Source organism: Pseudomonas sp. Y39-6 (assembly GCF_023651955.1).
Lineage (GTDB): Bacteria > Pseudomonadota > Gammaproteobacteria > Pseudomonadales > Pseudomonadaceae > Aquipseudomonas > Aquipseudomonas veronii.
Map to the genome: position 1 here is coordinate 5,382,107 of NZ_CP069594.1, position 18,401 is coordinate 5,400,507.

Annotated in this window: 21 protein-coding genes; 15 read left to right on the forward strand and 6 right to left on the reverse strand. The window is 61.4% G+C overall.

The features are described 5' to 3' along the window. Nucleotides 1-20 precede the first annotated feature (20 nt). Complete coding sequence (gene prpB, locus JN756_RS24360; protein ID WP_017848474.1) at nucleotides 21-914, reverse strand: methylisocitrate lyase; 894 nt, start codon at nucleotides 912-914, stop codon at nucleotides 21-23. Next, nucleotides 911-1,633, reverse strand: coding sequence for a GntR family transcriptional regulator (locus JN756_RS24365; RefSeq protein WP_046382415.1), 723 nt, complete (start codon nucleotides 1,631-1,633; stop codon nucleotides 911-913). Before JN756_RS24365 ends, prpB begins: the two co-directional genes overlap by 4 nt. A 272-nt stretch (nucleotides 1,634-1,905) precedes the next feature. Here JN756_RS24365 and rloA point away from each other — a divergent pair, with 272 nt between their 5' ends. The 6 genes from rloA (at nucleotide 1,906) to JN756_RS24395 (ending at nucleotide 7,307) form a co-directional block, all read left to right on the forward strand. Continuing rightward, nucleotides 1,906-2,454 carry a retropepsin-like aspartic peptidase RloA gene (gene rloA, locus JN756_RS24370; protein ID WP_026140213.1) on the forward strand — a complete coding sequence of 183 codons (549 nt, stop codon included), beginning with the start codon at nucleotides 1,906-1,908 and terminating at the stop codon, nucleotides 2,452-2,454. Between the two features lie 5 nt (nucleotides 2,455-2,459). Then, on the forward strand, nucleotides 2,460-3,992 hold the full coding sequence (gene rloB, locus JN756_RS24375) for an osmotic stress tolerance membrane protein RloB (RefSeq protein WP_046382414.1): 1,533 nt from the start codon (nucleotides 2,460-2,462) through the stop codon (nucleotides 3,990-3,992). Then, nucleotides 3,992-4,978: an alpha-L-glutamate ligase-like protein gene (locus JN756_RS24380; RefSeq protein WP_079444515.1), complete on the forward strand. Its 987-nt coding sequence runs from the start codon at nucleotides 3,992-3,994 to the stop codon at nucleotides 4,976-4,978. The genes rloB and JN756_RS24380 overlap by 1 nt, the downstream gene beginning before the upstream one ends. A 99-nt stretch (nucleotides 4,979-5,077) precedes the next feature. Further along, nucleotides 5,078-6,421 (forward strand): aminodeoxychorismate synthase component I, encoded by a 1,344-nt coding sequence (pabB, locus tag JN756_RS24385; RefSeq protein WP_201021442.1) that lies wholly within the window; start codon nucleotides 5,078-5,080, stop codon nucleotides 6,419-6,421. Nucleotides 6,422-6,648: 227 nt separating this feature from the next. Next, nucleotides 6,649-6,951 (forward strand): type II toxin-antitoxin system HigB family toxin, encoded by a 303-nt coding sequence (locus JN756_RS24390; RefSeq protein WP_126588832.1) that lies wholly within the window; start codon nucleotides 6,649-6,651, stop codon nucleotides 6,949-6,951. Continuing rightward, complete coding sequence (locus JN756_RS24395) at nucleotides 6,951-7,307, forward strand: helix-turn-helix domain-containing protein (protein WP_017848481.1); 357 nt, start codon at nucleotides 6,951-6,953, stop codon at nucleotides 7,305-7,307. The genes JN756_RS24390 and JN756_RS24395 overlap by 1 nt, the downstream gene beginning before the upstream one ends. Nucleotides 7,308-7,422: 115 nt before the next feature. On the opposite strand, the gene thrH is transcribed toward JN756_RS24395, so the two are convergent. Next, a complete protein-coding gene (gene thrH, locus JN756_RS24400; RefSeq protein WP_017848482.1) occupies nucleotides 7,423-8,040 on the reverse strand; it encodes a bifunctional phosphoserine phosphatase/homoserine phosphotransferase ThrH in 618 nt (205 codons plus the stop codon). A gap of 152 nt (nucleotides 8,041-8,192) precedes the next feature. On the opposite strand from thrH, the gene JN756_RS24405 reads away from it, so the two are divergent. The 3 genes from JN756_RS24405 to JN756_RS24415 all read left to right on the forward strand — a co-directional run bounded on the left by JN756_RS24405 (nucleotide 8,193) and on the right by JN756_RS24415 (nucleotide 11,600). Then, nucleotides 8,193-8,927: a phosphoadenylyl-sulfate reductase gene (locus tag JN756_RS24405; protein WP_017848483.1), complete on the forward strand. Its 735-nt coding sequence runs from the start codon at nucleotides 8,193-8,195 to the stop codon at nucleotides 8,925-8,927. A gap of 408 nt (nucleotides 8,928-9,335) precedes the next feature. Then, entirely contained in the window at nucleotides 9,336-10,865 is a 1,530-nt protein-coding gene (locus JN756_RS24410) for an NCS1 family nucleobase:cation symporter-1 (protein ID WP_046382408.1), read from the forward strand. A gap of 12 nt (nucleotides 10,866-10,877) precedes the next feature. Continuing rightward, complete coding sequence (locus tag JN756_RS24415) at nucleotides 10,878-11,600, forward strand: aspartate/glutamate racemase family protein (protein ID WP_046382407.1); 723 nt, start codon at nucleotides 10,878-10,880, stop codon at nucleotides 11,598-11,600. A 15-nt stretch (nucleotides 11,601-11,615) separates the two neighbouring features. Here JN756_RS24415 and JN756_RS24420 read toward each other — a convergent pair whose 3' ends face one another. Further along, nucleotides 11,616-12,539: a LysR family transcriptional regulator gene (locus JN756_RS24420; protein WP_017848486.1), complete on the reverse strand. Its 924-nt coding sequence runs from the start codon at nucleotides 12,537-12,539 to the stop codon at nucleotides 11,616-11,618. A 126-nt stretch (nucleotides 12,540-12,665) separates the two neighbouring features. Between JN756_RS24420 and JN756_RS24425 the strand changes: the two genes are divergently transcribed. Then, nucleotides 12,666-13,412: a 3-oxoacyl-ACP reductase family protein gene (locus JN756_RS24425; protein WP_017848487.1), complete on the forward strand. Its 747-nt coding sequence runs from the start codon at nucleotides 12,666-12,668 to the stop codon at nucleotides 13,410-13,412. 18 nt (nucleotides 13,413-13,430) lie between these two features. On the opposite strand, the gene JN756_RS24430 is transcribed toward JN756_RS24425, so the two are convergent. Beyond that, entirely contained in the window at nucleotides 13,431-14,120 is a 690-nt protein-coding gene (locus tag JN756_RS24430) for an HAD-IA family hydrolase (RefSeq protein WP_017848488.1), read from the reverse strand. A 90-nt stretch (nucleotides 14,121-14,210) separates the two neighbouring features. After that, nucleotides 14,211-15,179, reverse strand: a complete 969-nt coding sequence (locus JN756_RS24435) for an NAD-dependent epimerase/dehydratase family protein (protein WP_057003798.1) — start codon at nucleotides 15,177-15,179, stop codon at nucleotides 14,211-14,213. A 93-nt stretch (nucleotides 15,180-15,272) separates the two neighbouring features. Here JN756_RS24435 and JN756_RS24440 point away from each other — a divergent pair, with 93 nt between their 5' ends. From JN756_RS24440 to JN756_RS24460, 5 genes are all read left to right on the forward strand, one after another. Beyond that, the gene (locus tag JN756_RS24440; RefSeq protein WP_046382404.1) at nucleotides 15,273-16,157 is read left to right on the forward strand and encodes a LysR family transcriptional regulator; all 885 of its coding nucleotides are present in this window, start codon (nucleotides 15,273-15,275) and stop codon (nucleotides 16,155-16,157) included. Between the two features lie 54 nt (nucleotides 16,158-16,211). Continuing rightward, a complete protein-coding gene (locus JN756_RS24445; RefSeq protein WP_017848491.1) occupies nucleotides 16,212-16,790 on the forward strand; it encodes a DUF4337 domain-containing protein in 579 nt (192 codons plus the stop codon). Between the two features lie 77 nt (nucleotides 16,791-16,867). After that, a complete protein-coding gene (locus JN756_RS24450) occupies nucleotides 16,868-17,527 on the forward strand; it encodes a M24 family metallopeptidase (RefSeq protein ID WP_046382403.1) in 660 nt (219 codons plus the stop codon). A gap of 18 nt (nucleotides 17,528-17,545) precedes the next feature. After that, complete coding sequence (locus tag JN756_RS24455; protein ID WP_201021443.1) at nucleotides 17,546-17,899, forward strand: gamma-glutamylcyclotransferase family protein; 354 nt, start codon at nucleotides 17,546-17,548, stop codon at nucleotides 17,897-17,899. 93 nt (nucleotides 17,900-17,992) lie between these two features. After that, the gene (locus JN756_RS24460) at nucleotides 17,993-18,328 is read left to right on the forward strand and encodes a hypothetical protein (protein WP_046382401.1); all 336 of its coding nucleotides are present in this window, start codon (nucleotides 17,993-17,995) and stop codon (nucleotides 18,326-18,328) included. Nucleotides 18,329-18,401 lie beyond the last annotated feature (73 nt).

An 18,401-nucleotide genomic window follows, 5' to 3' on the forward strand; every position in this document is an offset into this window, starting at 1 on the left:
TTATCCGGGAGGCGCGTTCGTTACTTCTTGGCGGCGAACAGCGCGTCGAGCTTCTGCTCGAAGGTGTGGTAGTCGATGCGATCGTAAAGCTCCATGCGGGTTTGCATGGTGTCGATCACGTTCTGTTGGGTGCCGTCGCGACGGATCGCGGTGTAGACGTTTTCGGCGGCCTTGTTCATGGCGCGGAAGGCCGAGAGCGGGTACAGCACGATGGAAACATCGGCAGATTTCAGTTGATCGACGGTGTACAACGGGGTTGCACCGAATTCGGTAATGTTAGCCAGGATCGGCGCCTTTACCTTTGACGCGAACAGCTTGTACATGTCCAGCTCGGTGATGGCTTCCGGGAACACCATGTCGGCGCCGGCCTCGATGCAGGCGGCGGCGCGGTCCAGGGCGGATTCCAGGCCTTCGACGGCCAGCGCATCGGTACGCGCCATGATCACGAAGCTGTCATCGGTGCGCGCATCCACGGCGGCCTTGATGCGGTCGACCATTTCCTGCTGGGACACGATTTCTTTGTTCGGGCGATGACCGCAGCGCTTGGCGCCGACCTGGTCTTCGATATGGATGGCCGCGGCGCCGAACTTGATCATCGACTTGACGGTGCGTGCCACGTTGAACGCCGAGGAACCGAAACCGGTGTCCACGTCCACCAGCAGCGGCAGGTCGCACACGTCGGTGATGCGGCGCACGTCGGTCAGCACGTCATCGAGGCCGGTGATGCCCAGGTCCGGCACGCCGAGGGAGCCCGCGGCCACCCCGCCACCCGACAGGTAGATCGCCTTGAAACCGGCGCGCTTGGCCAGCAGTGCGTGGTTGGCATTGATCGTGCCGACCACCTGCAATGGGTGTTCGCTGGCGACCGCGTCACGGAAACGCTGGCCTGGAGTGCGGTTGTTATTGGAACTCATGACTCACCTCGCTGAGTGGCTGTCTGGGGAGCACCGCCTGGGAAGTGGCGGGCGATATTGCGTTTGGAGGCGCCGATGTGACGACGCATCAACAACTCGGCCAGTTCACCGTCGCGATCGGCGATCGCGTCAAGAATACGGTGATGCTCGGCAAAGGCCTGGCGTGGACGATTGGGGGTCGCGGAGAACTGGATGCGGTACATACGCACCAACTGGTACAGCTCGCCGCAGAGCATTTGGGTCAAGGTGCGGTTGCCCGCACCCTGGATGATCCGGTAATGAAAGTCGAAGTCGCCTTCCTGCTGGTAATAGCCGACACCCGCCTGGAACGCCGCATCCCGTTCGTGGGTGTGCAGCACCTGGCGCAGTTCTTCGATCTCCGCATCGGTCATGCGCTCGGCAGCCAGGCGGCACGCCATGCCTTCGAGGGATTCGCGGATTTCATAGAGTTCGATCAGTTCCGCGTGACTCAACGACACCACGCGAGCGCCCACATGGGGCACGCGCACCAGCAGGCGCTGGCCTTCGAGACGGTGAATCGCCTCACGCAACGGGCCGCGGCTGATGCCGTAGGTGCGCGCCAGTTCCGGCTCGGAGATCTTGCTGCCGGGGGCGATCTCGCCTTTGACGATAGCGGCCTGTATACGCCTAAAGACGTTCTCCGACATTGTCTGGGATTCTTCCGGGGAGACCACCGGAGCTTCCGATTGATCCAGCATATTGTCGACACCTTTAAAAGCAATGCCGCAAAAACTAGCCAATAAGCCCTACTTAGTCAAAGAATAAATCAACATTGTCGACAATCGTCTAATAACCGCCGTTGTAAGCAACAAGGGCATGGCCGCCTGCCAGCGCTGGCGCCAAAAAAGCATCATGTTAGAATAGACGCCGCTTTTGCCTGACATCTCTTGATGAAACGGCGCACGAGGGAGCTTGCGCAGCAATGCCAGTCGCCTTGAATTGAACATCGCACTGCACCGCCTCAGGATTTATGAGACTCAAGCCCTTCCCCCGATTGTTTTGCCTACTGTTCATACCAGGACTTATGCCGGGGCTATGCGCTGCCGCCGAGAAGACCGTGTATGGCCTCAACGAATACGCCAAGCTGGCGGATATCGACCTGGAAGTGGCGGCCAAACTCGACACCGGCGCCAAGACCGCCTCGTTGAGCGCCCGCGATATCAAACGCTTCAAGCGCAACGGCGAATCCTGGGTACGCTTCTACCTGGCCATCGACACTGCCCATTCCCACCCCATCGAACGCCCACTGGCCCGCGTCAGCAAGATCAAGCGCCGCGCCGGTGATTACGACCCCGATGAGGACAAGAACTACACCGCCCGTCCGGTGATTGCCCTGGATATCTGCATGGGCAGCGCTTTACGCAGCATCGAAGTGAACTTGACTGACCGCAGCGCTTTCCAATACCCGCTGCTGATCGGCTCCGAAGCGCTGAAACGCTTTGATGCGCTGGTCGACCCCAGTCTTAAATACGCAGCGGGCAAACCTGCCTGCGCCGCCGACGCTCATACCGCCGAGTAAACCGAATGCGCTCTCTGACCCTGCACCTGAAAATCCTCATCACCCTCCTGGTGGTGCTGGGTATTTCGGTCACCGCCTACCAGATCTTCGTGCTGGGCATTCCCGTCACCGAGGACGCCACCGACGACTTGTGGAACATCGACGCCAAGGTCGAGTTCGTCGCCAACCCGAAAGACCCGGTGAAGATCCAGATGTTCGTGCCGCCCCTAAGCCGCGACTTCGTCAGCCTCAATGAGAGTTTCATCTCGAATAACTACGGGGTCAGCGTCAACCGCATCGATGGCAACCGCAAGGTCACCTGGTCGGCGCGCCGGGCCAAGGGCAAGCAGACCCTGTATTACCGCCTGGTGCTGACCAAGCGTTACAGCGGTGAAAAGGTCAAGATCAAGGGCCCGACCTTCCGCGACAGCATCGCCGTGGAAGGCCCGGAAAAAATCGCCGCCGAAGCCCTGCTCGCGCCGATCCGCCAGCACTCGGCCGATGTGGAAACCTTTATTACCGAAGCCATCAAGCGCACCAACAACCTCAACGACGACAACGTCAAGCTGCTGCTGGCGGGCGACCCCTCGACGCCGCACAAGGCCAAGATCGTCGAACTGCTGCTGTCCATCGCCCACGTGCCGGTGGAAAAGGTCCACACCATCCGCCTCGTCGCCGACCAGCCGCAAACCCCGGAACTGTGGCTGCGCAGCTTCAATGGCAATGACTGGCTGTACTTCAACCCGGAAACCGGCGAACCAGGCCTGCCCGCCGACCGCCTGTTGTGGTGGACCGGCGATGAAAACCTGATCACCGTCGATGGCGGCAAGAAAGCCATGGTCACCTTCAGCCTGAACAACAGCGAAATGAACGCGATCCGCCTGGCCAAGCTGACCGACGAAAACACCGACGCCAACTTCCTCGAATACTCGCTGTACGGCCTGCCGCTGCAAACCCAGCAGACCTTCATGATCATGGTGATGATCCCGATCGGCGTGCTGGTGATCCTGATCCTGCGCAACCTGATCGGCCTGCAGACCCTGGGCACATTTACCCCGGTGCTGATCGCCCTGGCGTTCCGCGAGACTCAGTTGGGCTTCGGGATTGTGCTGTTTACGATCATCACCGCGCTGGGCTTGTCGCTACGCTCGTACCTGGAACACCTGAAGTTGCAGATGCTGCCGAGGCTGTCGGTGGTGCTGACCTTCGTGGTGGTGCTGATCGCGGCCATCAGCCTGTTCAGCCATAAACTGGGGCTGGAGCGCGGGCTGTCGGTGGCGCTGTTCCCGATGGTGATTCTGACCATGACCATCGAACGCCTGTCGATCACCTGGGAAGAACGCGGCGCCAGCCATGCGCTGAAAGTGGCGATCGGCACGCTGTTCGCGGCGTCCCTGGCGCACCTGATCATGAGCGTGCCGGAGCTGGTCTACTTTGTGTTCACCTTCCCGGCGATCCTGCTGATCCTGGTGGGCTTCATGCTGGCCATGGGGCGTTATCGCGGCTACCGCCTGACCGAGCTGGTGCGCTTCAAGGCCTTCCTCAAGGCTGACTCGTAATGTTCGGCTTCTGGAAGACCTGGAAGGCCCTGGAAGCGCGGGGCATCATGGGCATCAACCGGCGTAATGCGGACTACGTGCTCAAGTACAACAAGCGCAGCCTGTACCCGATCGTGGATGACAAGATCATCACCAAGGAACGCGCGCTGGCGGCCGGCATCCATGTGCCGGAAATGTACGGGGTGATTTCCACCGAGAAGGAAATCGACAAGCTCGACGAGATCATCGGTGGACGCAACGACTTCGTGATCAAGCCGGCCCAGGGCGCCGGCGGTGACGGCATCCTCGTCATCGCCGACCGCTTTGAGGGGCGTTATCGCACGGTGTCCGGCAAGATCATCAGCCATGAGGAAATCGAGCATCAGATTTCCAGCATCCTCACCGGCCTGTACTCCCTGGGCGGCCACCGCGACCGCGCGCTGATCGAGTACCGCGTGGTGCCCGACCAGATTTTCAAGAGCATCAGCTACGAAGGCGTGCCGGATATCCGCATCATCGTGCTGATGGGCTACCCGGTGATGGCCATGCTGCGCTTGCCGACCCGCCAGTCCGGCGGCAAGGCCAACCTGCACCAGGGCGCGATCGGCGTGGGCGTCGACCTGGCCACCGGCCTGACCCTGCGCGGCACCTGGCTGAACAACATCATCACCAAACACCCTGACACCACTAACGCGGTGGATGGCGTGCAACTGCCCAACTGGGACGGTTTCATGAAACTCGCCGCCGGCTGCTATGAGCTGTGCGGGCTGGGCTACATCGGCGTGGACATGGTACTGGACCAGGAAAAAGGCCCACTGATCCTCGAACTGAATGCGCGGCCGGGGCTGAATATCCAGATCGCCAACGACTGCGGCCTGACCCTGCGCACCCACGCGGTCGAGGCACGACTGGAAACCCTGAAAGCTGCCGGCGTGACGGAAACGCCGGAAGAACGAGTGAAATTCGTGCAGGCCATGTTCGGGCACATCCCCGCCGTCGAAGGCTGAGCCGGCCTTCGATCTGTCTATCCCCGACATCCCCCCTAGGACCAAATCCTACGGGGGTCTACAATCCCCTCCCCCACGCCATCAGCTGATCCACCCCGCATGTCGACCTGTTCCGTACACCCACTGCCCTACCGGGCCAACCCCGCCGAGTATTTTGCGGCGATTCGCCATGCCCCTGGCGCGGTGCTATTGGACAGCGGCCGCCCGACCGCCGAGCGGGGCCGTTATGACCTGCTCAGCGCCTGGCCCGAAGCGACGCTGGCGGTGCAGTCTGACGAGAGCGGCAGCGAGTTCCTGCAACGCCTGCGGGAAAACCTTACACAGTTGGGTGAGGCGGCATTGCCGGCCGGCTACGAGTTGCCGTTCGCCGGCGGCCTGATCGGTTACCTGAGCTACGATTTCGGCCGGCACCTGGAACAGTTACCGCACCACGCGGTGGACGATCTGCACCTGCCGGACGCACGTTTTGGGCTGTACGCCTGGGCCCTGGTCAGCGATCACCAGGCGCAGACCAGCCAGTTGGTGTTTCACCCGACACTGGCCGATGGCGAGCGGCAGCGACTGATCAAGCTGTTCAGCCAGCCAGCCGCCGAGATAGCCGCCAACTTCAAGCTCCACGGCCCCATGGCCCCCGACATCAGCGCCCAGACCTACGCGCAGGCCATCGCCCGCATCCACGACTATATCCGCGCGGGCGACTGCTACCAGGTCAACTTCACGCAGCGCTTTCGCGCAGCGTGCAGCGGCGATCCGTGGGCGGCCTACTGCGCCTTGCGCGAAGCCTGCCCGACGCCATTTTCCGGGTTCCAGAGCCTGCCGGATGACGGCGCGGTACTGAGCCTGTCGCCGGAACGTTTCGTCAGGATCAGCCAGCGCCAGGTCGAAACCCGCCCGATCAAAGGCACCCGCCCGCGCGGCCTGACGCCTGAAGAAGACGCCGCCAACGCCGCCGAACTGCTGGCCAGCCCCAAGGATCGTGCCGAGAACCTGATGATCGTCGATCTGTTGCGCAACGACCTCGGGCGCACCTGCCGCACCGGCTCGGTGAAAGTGCCGGAGTTGTTCAGCCTGGAAAGCTACCCCAACGTGCATCACTTGGTCAGCAGCGTCACCGGCGAATTGGCCGACGACAAGGACGCCCTGGATCTGATCGCCGGCAGCTTCCCTGGCGGCTCCATCACCGGCGCACCGAAGATCCGCGCAATGCAGATCATCGACGAACTGGAGCCAACCCGCCGCGGGCTGTACTGCGGCTCGCTGGTGTACCTGGACGTGCGTGGCGAGATGGACAGCTCCATCGCCATCCGCAGCCTGCTGGTCAAGGACGGCCAGGTGTGCTGCTGGGGCGGCGGCGGGATCGTCGCCGACTCGCAATGGCAGGCGGAATATCAGGAGTCGCTGACCAAGGTGCGGGTGTTGTTACAAACGCTGGAAAGCCTCTAGCGCAGCGCCCTTCCTGGCTTCGGGACGTAGCGCCCGAGCGCGGAAAAAACCTGAATCAGAACCGCTGTGGACGGCCTGTGAACCGGAGGATAGCGTCCGGTTTCGACCGTCCACCCGCCATCTGTGAAGGATCACATGAAGCGATTGCTTACTCGTCAGAAAATATTTCCAAGATTGCATCTGCACTTGCCTGAGCCTAATATCTCCCAAATTGGGAGGTCTGACTCATGCGGATAATCGCGTTCTCGGCCTTACGTCTCTTCTGGGAGAGCCACCCAGCTTGTATCGACGCCAAAACACCGCTGGTCGAGTTGTATCGCCATATGGAGAAGGCTGCATACCCAACGCCGCAAGCGCTCAAGGCGGAGCTCGGAACCGCGAGCATCCTCAAAGGCAGCAGGGTTGTATTCAACGTGGGCGGCAACCGGTATCGAGTGATCATGGCGATCAATTATCAGCGTCAGCTTGGGTTCATACGTTTCGTGGGAACCCACGCACAGTACGATCAGATCAACGCGGAGACCGTGTGATGAACATCAAACCCATACATTCCCAAGAAGACCTCACCGCCGCGCTCGCACGCGTCGAACAGATATGGGAAGCGCCAATCGGCTCGCCTGAGGGCGATGAGCTGGAAATTCTTGCGGTCCTCATTGAAAAGTATGAGGCCGAACATTATCCGATGCCGCCGTCGGACCCGGTGGAAGCCATCCGCTTTCGCATGGAGCAACTCGGCATGACGGCGCGCGACCTGGAGGCCTTCATCGGCACCAGCGGCCGGGTGTCCGAAGTGCTCAACCGCAAGCGCAAGCTGAGCCTGTCGATGATCAAGCGCCTGCATGAAGGCTTGAGCATCCCGTATGAGCGGTTGCTGGCAGGGGCTTAAGAACTCAGGCGGCTGTAGGCCCGCGCCCACATTCGACCGCGTTTCCAGAGGATAAACGCGGTCGAATGTGGGAGCGGGCTTGCTCGCGATGGGGCCGCCAACTGCGCGGAACGACTTACAGGCTCAACGGCCGGTTCGAAGCCTTGATGAACTCGTTCTTCAGCTCTTCAAACGTATGCACCGCCGGGAACTGCGGGAACTCGCGGATCACATTCTCCGGCGCATGGAACAGAATCCCGCGGTCGGCCTCGCCCAGCATGCTGGTGTCGTTGTACGAATCACCGGCAGCGATCACGCGGTAGTACAGGCTCTTGAACGACAGCACCGACTGGCGCTTGGGGTCTTTCTGGCGCAGTTGGTAGCTGACCACGCGGTCGGTTTCGTCAGTGATCAGGCGGTGGCACAACAGGGTCGGGAACCCCAGCTGGCGCATCAGCGGCTGGGAGAATTCGTAGAAGGTGTCCGACAGAATCACCACCTGGAAGCGCTCGCGCAGCCAGTTGACGAACTCGATGGCACCGTCCAGCGGCTTGAGGGTAGCGATCACTTCCTGGATATCGGCGAGCTTGAGCCCGTGTTCGTCGAGGATGCGCAGGCGTTGCTTCATCAGCACGTCGTAGTCGGGAATGTCCCGGGTGGTCGCCCGCAGGGATTCAATACCGGTTTTTTCGGCGAAAGCGATCCAGATTTCCGGAACCAATACCCCTTCCAGGTCGAGACAGGCAATTTCCACGAGACACTCCTATTTGTATTGTTCAAGTCGAGCGAGCAAAAAGACTGCCGAACTCTAGCGATTCAAGGCGGCGGCCGCAACGCAGGGCGGATTTTGATACCATCACTCTCCTATAGAGCGCTCAGCGCCACTGACCTGTAGGAACCGTCCTGATGAACCAAGCCTTCGATGTCGTTGAACTCGCCACGACCTATGCCAACAAATCTGCCCAGGACATTCTCAAGCTGGCGTTCAGCCAGTTCGGCGATGACCTGTGGATTTCCTTCAGCGGTGCCGAGGATGTGGTGCTGGTGGACATGGCCTGGAAGCTGAACAAGAACGTCAAGGTGTTCAGCCTCGACACCGGCCGCCTGCACCCGGAGACCTACCGTTTCATCGAACAGGTGCGCGAGTTCTACAAGATCGACATCGAGCTGATCTCGCCGGACCAGAGCAAACTGGAACCCTTCGTCAAAGAGAAAGGCTTGTTCAGCTTCTACAAAGACGGCCATGGCGAATGCTGCGGCGTGCGCAAGATCGAGCCGCTGCGCCGCAAGCTCTCCGGCGTGCGCGCCTGGGCTACCGGCCAGCGCCGCGATCAGAGCCCCGGCACCCGCAGCCAAGTGGCTGCGCTGGAAATCGACACGGCCTTCTCCACCCCGGAACGCACCCTGTACAAGTTCAACCCACTGGCGCAGATGACCAGCGAAGAGATCTGGAGTTACATCCGCATGCTGGAGCTGCCGTACAACAGCCTGCACGAGCGCGGTTTTATCAGCATCGGCTGCGAGCCCTGCACCCGCCCGGTGTTGCCGAACCAGCACGAGCGCGAAGGCCGCTGGTGGTGGGAAGAAGCCACGCAGAAGGAATGCGGGCTGCATGCCGGGAATCTCATCAGCAAGGCCTAAGCGCTGACGCAGTCAACCATGTGGGAGGGGGAGCAAGCCCCCTCCCACATTTGTTTTGTGCCGAGCGTAAAAATGTACACACAAATGTAACCATCGGTGCCATTTATGTGTGCAATCCATCGACCTTCGCACCAAAACGTAACATCTCCTCTCTGCCGCTGTTTATCCTCTAAACAGAGGTTCTGCCCCGTCAAAAATAAATACCTGTTCAAACGGTCAATTTATATCGCTTTGAATTCAGTCAGTTATTTATAGAACCTATAAAAACGAAATTAACCAAGGTTTTCATAGATCGAAAACTGGCACGTATGTGGCTTAAGGTGAAGTACGCTTTGTATACAATAAATACAAAACATACATACACTTTCCCGCTGCGGCTTTGCTGCAGCAGTGCTGGAGCCTGCCGGAATGCGTACACGCCTCTCGAACACCCTCGCACTGGATCTGCCCTCCTCCGCCCTCAACCCCGAGGCCGCGAGCCCCGGCCCGCTGGTACTCAGCCCGCGCCTGCACAACCGGGACCTGGCGCCGACCAAGGTCGAAGGCCGACGCTGGGGGCGCTACAGCATCTTTGCGTTATGGACCAACGACGTACACAACATCGCCAATTACTCGTTCGCCATTGGCTTATATGCGCTGGGCCTGGGTGGCTGGCAGATTCTGTTATCCCTGGGGATCGGCGCGGCGCTGGTGTACTTCTTCATGAACTTGTCGGGTTATATGGGGCAGAAGACCGGGGTGCCGTTTCCGGTGATCAGCCGCATCAGCTTCGGCATTCACGGCGCACAGATTCCGGCCTTGATCCGTGCGGTTATTGCGATTGCCTGGTTTGGTATCCAGACCTACCTGGCCTCGGTGGTGTTCCGAGTATTGCTGACGGCGATTCATCCGGGGTTTGCCGACTATGACCACAACTCGATCCTGGGCCTGTCGAGCCTGGGCTGGGCGTGCTTTGTGACGATCTGGTTCGTGCAACTGGTGATCCTGGCCTACGGCATGGAAACCGTGCGTCGCTACGAAGGCTTCGCCGGGCCGGTGATTTTGCTGACCGTCGCTTCGCTGGCCGGTTGGATGTACTTCCAGGCCGACGGCCACATCGCCTGGTCGATCCGCGAGCCGCTCACCGGTGGCGAGATGTGGCGCAATATCTTTGCCGGCGGCGCGCTGTGGCTGGCGATCTACGGTACGTTGATCCTCAACTTCTGCGACTTCGCACGCTCTTCGCCGTGCCGCAGGACCATCCAGGTCGGCAACTTCTGGGGCCTGCCGGTGAACATCCTGGTGTTCGCCGCCATCACCGTGTTGCTCTGCGGCGGGCAGTTCCAGCTCAATGGCCGGGTGATCGAAAGCCCGACCGAGATCATCGCGGCGATCCCCAATACGTTCTTCCTGGTACTCGGCTGCCTGGCGTTCCTGATCGTCACCGTGGCGGTGAACATCATGGCCAACTTCGTCGCCCCGGCCTTTGTGCTGAGCAACCTGGCGCCCAAGTACCTGAACTTCCGCCGCGCCGGGTTGATCAGCGCAGCCGTGGCGGTGCTGATCCTGCCGTGGAACCTCTACAACAGCCCGCTGGTGATCGTGTATTTCCTTTCCGGCCTGGGCGCGCTGCTCGGGCCGTTGTACGGGGTGATCATGGTCGATTACTGGCTGATCCGTAAAAGCCAGGTCGACGTGCCGCAACTGTACAGCGAAGACCCGAATGGCGTTTATTACTACAGCCGTGGCGTGAACATGCGCGCGGTGGCGGCATTTATTCCTGCGGCGGTGATCGCCATCCTGCTGGCGCTGTTGCCGGGGTTTGCCAGTGTCTCGCCGTTTTCCTGGTTGTTTGGCGCCGGTATTGCAGGGCTGTTGTACCGGCTGATCGCCAAGCGCCAAGCGTTCTACGCTGATGTCAGCGGTGAAAGCATTGCAGTCGATAACGTCAGTCATTAAAAAGGACATTCCATGCGTATCCTCGTGGTCAACGTCAACACCACCGAATCCATCACCCAGACCATCGCCGAGCAAGCGCGGTCCGTGGCCTCGCCGGGCACCGAGATTATCGGGCTCACGCCGTACTTCGGCGCCGAATCGGTGGAAGGCAATTTTGAGAGCTACCTGGCGGCCATCGCGGTGATGGACCGCGTGATGGCCTACGACCAGCCGTTCGATGCGGTGATCCAGGCCGGGTATGGCGAACATGGGCGCGAAGGCCTACAGGAATTGTTGAATGTGCCGGTAGTGGACATCACCGAAGCGGCAGCCACCACCGCGATGTTCCTCGGCCACGCCTACTCGGTGGTGACCACCCTGGACCGCACCGTACCGCTGATCGAGGACCGCCTGAAACTCGCCGGCCTGTATCAACGCTGCGCCTCGGTGCGGGCCAGCGGCATGGCGGTGCTGGAGCTGGAAGAACACCCGCTGGCGGCCATGGAGGCCATCGTGCGGCAGGCGGAACTGGCGATCCGCGAGGACAAGGCCGAGGTGATCTGCCTGGGATGCGGCGGCATGGCCGGGCTGGACGAACGCATTCGCCAGCGCACCGGGGTGCCGGTGGTGGACGGGGTAACGGCGGCGGTGACGATTGCCGAAGGGTTGGTGCGATTGGGGTTGTCGACGTCGAAGGTCAGGACCTACGCCACCCCGCGGCCGAAGACTGTCATCGGCTGGCCGCGCAGCCGATAGAACAGGTCGCGGCGATCAAATCGCGCTGAAGCGCTGCGCCAGTCCCGCGATTAAAAACTGCTCGAGGATGAAGTCGACAAACGCCCGGGTCTTGCCGGGCAGCAGTTTGTGTTCGGCGTAGTAGAGGGAGATGTTGCCGTCATCGACGTACCAGTCGGGCAGCACCCGCACCACCGCGCCACTGTCGAGGAACGGCACTGCCATCGGCATGCTCACCAGCGCAATGCCCATCCCCTGGGCACTCGCGCAACAGGCGGCCTCCGAGTCGCTCAGGGTCATGCGTGGCTTGAGCGCCAACGGACGCTGTTCGCGCTCGCGGCTGGTCAGTTGCCAGGAGCGCACGCGGCCGGTTTGCGGGGAGCGGATCAGGATGCCCAGGCAGCGCGCCAAATCCTCGGGCGCCAGTACCGGCGGGCGTTGCGCCAGGTAATCCGCTGACGCCACCAACACCCGGTGCGCGGGCGTCAGCTTGCGTGCAACCACGCCCTGGGGCAGCTCAAAACCACCGCCGATGGCCGCATCGAAGCCCTGGCCGATCAGGTCGACCTGGCGGTTGTCAAAATGCCAATCCGGGCTGATATCCGGAAAACGCCGGACGAATTCCCCCAGCAACGGCATGACATAACGATTACCGAACACCGTGCCCATGCTGACCTTGAGCGTCCCCACCGGCCGCCCCTCGGCGCTGGCCAGGTTGGCCACGGCGTTCTGAATGGTGATGAGGCTGTCGCTGACTTCGGCGAGGAACCGCTTGCCGGCTTCGGTCAGGGTCAGGCGCCGGGTGCTGCGCTGGAACAGCCGCACCCCCAGGCGCGCTTCCAGCTTGGCGACACTTTTGCCCACCGCCGCCGGGGTCAGGCTCAAGCGCCGGGCCGCTTCGGCAAAGCTGCCGCCTTCGGCGCTGCGCACAAAGCATTCGATACTTCCGAAGCTCTCCATATCCGCCCACTCTAAACTTTTGGTTTACACAGACTATAGCAATCCGGGTCTACCGACAGCGGCGGGTGAGGTCGATACTCGGCTGCATCCACAAGGCATCCCGCCTTGAACAGTGAGGAGATCAACATGACTACCCAGAACCTCAGCGGCAAAGTCGCCTTGATTCAAGGCGGTTCACGCGGCATCGGCGCCGCCATCGTCAAGCGTCTTGCGGCGCAAGGTGCGGCCGTCGCCTTTACCTACGTCAGTTCCGCCGCCAAGGCCGCAGAACTGCAGAACAGCGTGATCAGCGCCGGCGGCAAAGCCCTGGCGATTCAGGCCGACAGCGCCGATGCCACGGCGATTCGCAACGCGGTCAACGCCACGGTCCAAGCCTTTGGGCGCCTGGATATCCTGGTGAACAACGCCGGCGTGCTGGCCATCGCGCCGCTGGAAGACTTCAAACTGGAGGACTTCGACCAGACCCTGGCAATCAACGTGCGCAGCGTATTCATCGCCACTCAGGAAGCGGCCAAGCACATGGGCGAAGGCGGCCGCGTGATCAACATCGGCAGCACCAACGCCGAACGCATGCCCTTTGGCGGCGGCGGGCCGTATGCGATGAGCAAGGCGGCGCTGGTCGGCCTGACCAAGGGCCTGGCGCGGGACCTGGGGCCACGTGGCATCACCATTAACAACGTGCAGCCAGGGCCGGTGGACACCGACATGAACCCGGCGAACAGTGAGTTCGCCGAGAGCCTGATCGGGTTGATGGCGGTGGGCCGTTATGGCCATGTCGAGGAGATCGCCAGCTTTGTGGCCTACCTGGCCGGGCCGGAAGCGGGTTACATCACTGGGGCCAGCCTGACCATCGACGGTGGCTTCAGCGCATAACCGCCTGTAGGCGCCGGGTCAGGACATGGGCGGCAGGCCGTAGGCGGCGAGGTCGAAGTCCGCGAGTTTGCGGATGATCTGGTCGGCGTGGTGGTACTTGCTGTCGGCCATGGCTTCGTCGGGCACGGCGATGGCGGTCATCCGGGCCGCCTTTGCTGCGGTGACGCCGAACGGCGAGTCTTCAAACACCAGGCAATCTTGCGGCGCGATGCCCAGGCGCCGCGCGGCGGTGAGGAAGATGTCCGGCGCGGGTTTGGCGGCACCGACTTCCGGGTCGTCAGCCGTGACGATGGTGCCGAACAGGCCAAACCATTCGCGGTGCAGCGTGGTCTTGTGGCCAAAGGAGTTGCGCGACGAACTGGTGCCCACCGCAATCGGAATATTGTGCGCGTTCAGGTGCCGTACCAACGCTTCGGCGCCGGGCATGCCCAACGCCCTGGGGAAACGCTCGCTCATCAGCGGCTCACGGATTTCGAGGAACTCAGCCGCCGTGATCGGCAGGTCCAGCGCCTTGACCACGTAGTCGGCCAGGTCCTGGGCCCCGCGCCCGATGATGTGCTGTTTGATCCCCCAGTCATAGGTACGTCCGAAGCGTTCGGCGATGATCTGCGTCACTTCGGTGTAGATGCCTTCGGTATCCAGCAACAAGCCGTCCATATCGAAAATCACGGCCTTGATCGGACCGACTGCGCTACGCGGTGCATTCATCGTGACGAAACCCTGGAGGTAGGACTAAAAGGATTCAGCACAATAACGGCCACGCTTGTCGGCAGGCAACCTTTTAGGCTGTACACCTGATCAGGCCGGCGTGGGCAGGCAGCCCAGGCTGGTCAATGCGGCCTCCACCGCGTGCTCCAACGGCGTATGGGGTTCGTGGCCCAGGGCCGCAAGCAAGCGTTGGTTATCCATACGCAACGGGGTTTGCCACAGATAACGCATCTCCTGTATCTCGCGAAAGGTCACGACAAACGGCGCAGCCAACTTCAACAGCCACCAGGGAAATACGCCTACACGCGGTTGCAGGCCCGTCCTGCGTAACACTACGCGCTGGATCGCCTGGCTCATCTGCGTGCCATCACTGTCCACGTGCCCGGCCATATGAAAGCAGGCAAAGGCGTCGAGGGCGGCGCGGCGCTCAATCAACTCGAGCATGGTGCGCGCCACATCCGGCAGGTAGGCCCATTGGTGGGCGACGCCTGGCGCACCTGGGGCGCTGACCGCGCGCACCGGTTTACCGGGTTTGACCAGGCCTTGGGAGAACCAGTTGTTGGCCGCTCCGGCGCCGAAAAAATCCCCGGCACGCACGATCACTACACGAGCGCCCTCGCGGGAAGACTGAAGCAAGCGCTGCTCCAGTTGCACACGTATCGCGCCCTTGCGGGTCAGCGGGTGCTGGGGTGAGTCTTCGGAAAGCACCGGGAACGCATCCGGCCCGAAGTTGTAGACCGTGCCGGGCAACACGATGGTCGCGCGCTCGGCGATGGCGGCTGCAATGGTGTTGTCGATCATCGGCAGCACCTGCTCGGCCCAATTGCGATAGCCCGGCGGGTTCACCCCATGGATGATCACCGCGCAGCCACGGGCGGCAGCGATGACGTCCTGGCGATTGAGCGCATCGCCTTTGAGCCAGGTATAGGCGGCATTCTGGCTACGGGCCTTGGCGACATCCCGGGTCAACGCACACACCTGCCAGCCCGCCACGCTCAACTGTCGCGCCACTTCGCCGCCGATACCGCCGGTTGCACCCAATACCAGTACCTTGCTCATCACCCGCTCCCACATTGGTTGGAGCGGCCATTCTGTTCGTAGCCTGGTTATAGAGGAATTGCCGAAGACCATCCAGACGCTATACATTTACGCATGGCATTGAACATTGGTTGGGAGCTTTACCGATCGTTTCTTGGCGTACTCAAGGAAGGATCGCTGTCGGGGGCCGCACGGCAGCTCGGCATCACACAGCCCACCGTCGGTCGGCACATTGCCGCGCTGGAAACGGCCCTGGGCGTGGTGCTGTTCACTCGCTCCCCCACCGGCCTGCTGCCGACGGCAGTGGCTCACACCATGAGGGCCCACGCCGAGACCATGGAGCGCACGGCCGCCGCCCTGGAACGCAGCGCCTCCTCCCAGGGCGACGAAGTGCGCGGCGTGGTGCGTGTCTCCGCCAGTGAAGTGGTCGGCGTGGAAGTACTGCCGCCGATCATTACGCGGTTGCGCCAACAGCATCCTCAGCTCAAGGTCGAACTGGTCCTGACCAACCGCCTGAGCGACCTGCTGCAATTGGAAGCCGACATCGCCGTGCGGATGGTCCGCCCCAGCCAGGAGCAATTGCTGGCACAGCGCATCGGCCTGATCGAAGTCGGCCTGCATGCCCGCGACGATTACCTGCACCAGCACGGTACGCCGCAAGAGTTGAAAGACCTGACCGACCACGCGGTGATCGGCTACGACCGGGAAAACGCGTTTATCCGCAGCCTGGCCGTCAAAGGCTTCGAGCGCGGCACCTTCGCCCTCAGCAGCGACAGCGACTTGGCGCAACTGGCGCTGATCCGTGCCGGCGCCGGCATCGGCGGATGCCAGGTCAAGCTGGCCCAACAAGACACGCGCCTGCGCCGGGTACTGCCGGAGGCATTCGCGCTCAAACTCGACACCTGGGTCACCATGCACGAAGACCTGCGCAACAGCCCGCGCTGCCGGGCGACGTTTGATGCGCTGGTGGCGGGTTTGCAACGTTACGTACAGGATTGAGACAGCTTCGCTGAGGAACAATGAAAATCCCTCAATCCCTTCACAGCCGCCGCCATGACCGAAGCCTTCGAAGTCCCCAGCCCCCACGAAAAACACATCGAACACACCACCGAACATGCCCACGCGCGCGGTGACAATTTCGCCAGCCGCATTGCCGTGATGACCGCGCTGATGGCCACCCTTGGCGCCATGCTCAGCTACCAGGCCGGCTCCACCGAAAGCGAAGCGGCGATGGACAAGAACAACGCTGCCATTTTCAAGACCGAAGCCGCCAACCAGTGGAACTACTACCAGGCCAAATCCAGCCGGCAAAACCTGGCGGAACTGGCTACCCATATTCCCGGTGTGGACGCCGCGCATTACAAGGATGAGAGCGAGCGCTACAAGGGCCAGAAGGAAGACGTGCGCAAACAGGCCGAAAAGCTGGAGGCAACCTCACGGGAATGGGATCAGAAATCCGAAGAAGCCTTGCACCAGCATCACCGCTGGGCCCAGGCGATGACGGCGATTCAGATCGCGATTTCGTTGGCGGCGATCACGTTGTTGACGCGCAAGGAATGGTTGAAGCGCCTGTCGTATACCGCGGGCGGTGTGGCCTTGGTGCTGGGCGGCCTGGCGGGGCTGCATTTCTGATAATTTCGCTTGGGCGCCCAACACCCATCGCTATATAGTAAACCGCATAACGCTAACCACCGCACAAGGAGATACCGGTGTCCGTACTACCCAAAGAAGCCGTGGGCGCAGCCTACAGTATCGAATCCATGCGCTACGCCCAGGCCATGACCTGGCAGGCCATCGAACAACTGGCCCAACGCATCCGCCCCGGCATGCTCGAATCCGAAGCGCGCGAGTTGGGCAAACACGTCCTCGCCGACCTCGACATGCAGCGCATCTGGCACCCGCTGCTGGTGCGCTTCGGCGCCAATACCCTCAAGGCCTTCAAGCAACACTCCGACGGCGACCCGGTACTGGGTGAAAACGATATTTTCTTCATCGACATGGGCGCCGTCTGGCAAGGTCACGAAGGCGACGCCGGCGCCACGTTCACCACCGGCACCGACCCGGACATGATCGCCTGCGCCAACGCGGCCAAAGCGCTGTTCGACCGCGTGCAAGCGCGCTGGAAAAACGACCAGGTCATCGGCCTCGAACTCTACCGCTACGCCGAGGCACAAGCCCAGGCCATGGGCTGGCAGTTGAACCTCGACATCAAGGGCCACCGCGTCAGCGACTTTCCCCACGCGATCCATCGTGGCGGCAACCTCGGCGACTTCGAGCACTACCCGAATGCAGGGTTGTGGATTCTGGAGATCCAGATCGCTCACCCGAGCAAGCCGTATGGCGCATTCTATGAAGACCTCCTCGCTTAATCGTTCAAAGGAACCAGAATGGAACGCTACACCGAATTTCCCGTGCTGTTGTTTTCCTACGGCACCCTGCAGGACAAAGCCGTCCAACTCGCCAACTTCGGCCGAGAACTGGCAGGCCAGCACGACGCCATGTTGGGCTACTCGAAAAACTGGGTAGAAATTACTGACCCGCAAGTGCTGGCCACCAGTGGCAAGACCCACCACCCGATCGTCGCGCCGAGCACCGAACAAGGCGCCAGCGTTGAAGGCATGGTGTTTCAGATTAGCGCGCAGGAGTTGGCGGCGGCGGATGCGTATGAAGTGTCCGACTACAAGCGGGTCAGCGTGGCGCTGGCATCGGGCCTCACGGCTTGGGTGTATGTGCAAGCCTGAACGACGGGCGATTGATTTCAATCTGTTACAGGAGCGTTTAGAGTATCGCCCCCCGAGAATTGAATCTCGGGATTCAGTCCATGGAGTTACTCAGTGAAGTACGTCAGTAAAGTGGTTGCAGCAGCAGTTCTCGGTTTCACCCTCGCCGGCTGCACCGGCACCGCCATCAAATCCCCGCAATACGACAGCAGCCAATACACCGTGCTGGGTCACAGTGAAGCCAGCGCCACCGGCATCATGCTGTTCGGTGTTATCCCGATCGGCCAGAACAGCCGTTTCGTCCGCGCCCAGACGGCTGCCATCCAGGCAAAAGGTGGCGACGCGCTGATCAATACCGAAGTCCAGGAAAAATGGTTCTGGGCTTGGGTGCTGAGCGGTTACACCACCAAGATCTCCGGTGATGTGGTCAAGCTGAAAACTGCACACTAAGCCGGACGTTGCTCTATTTGCGCGGGATTTGACCTGAGCAAGCGACGTATCATGGGCCAACCTTTCGAGGATG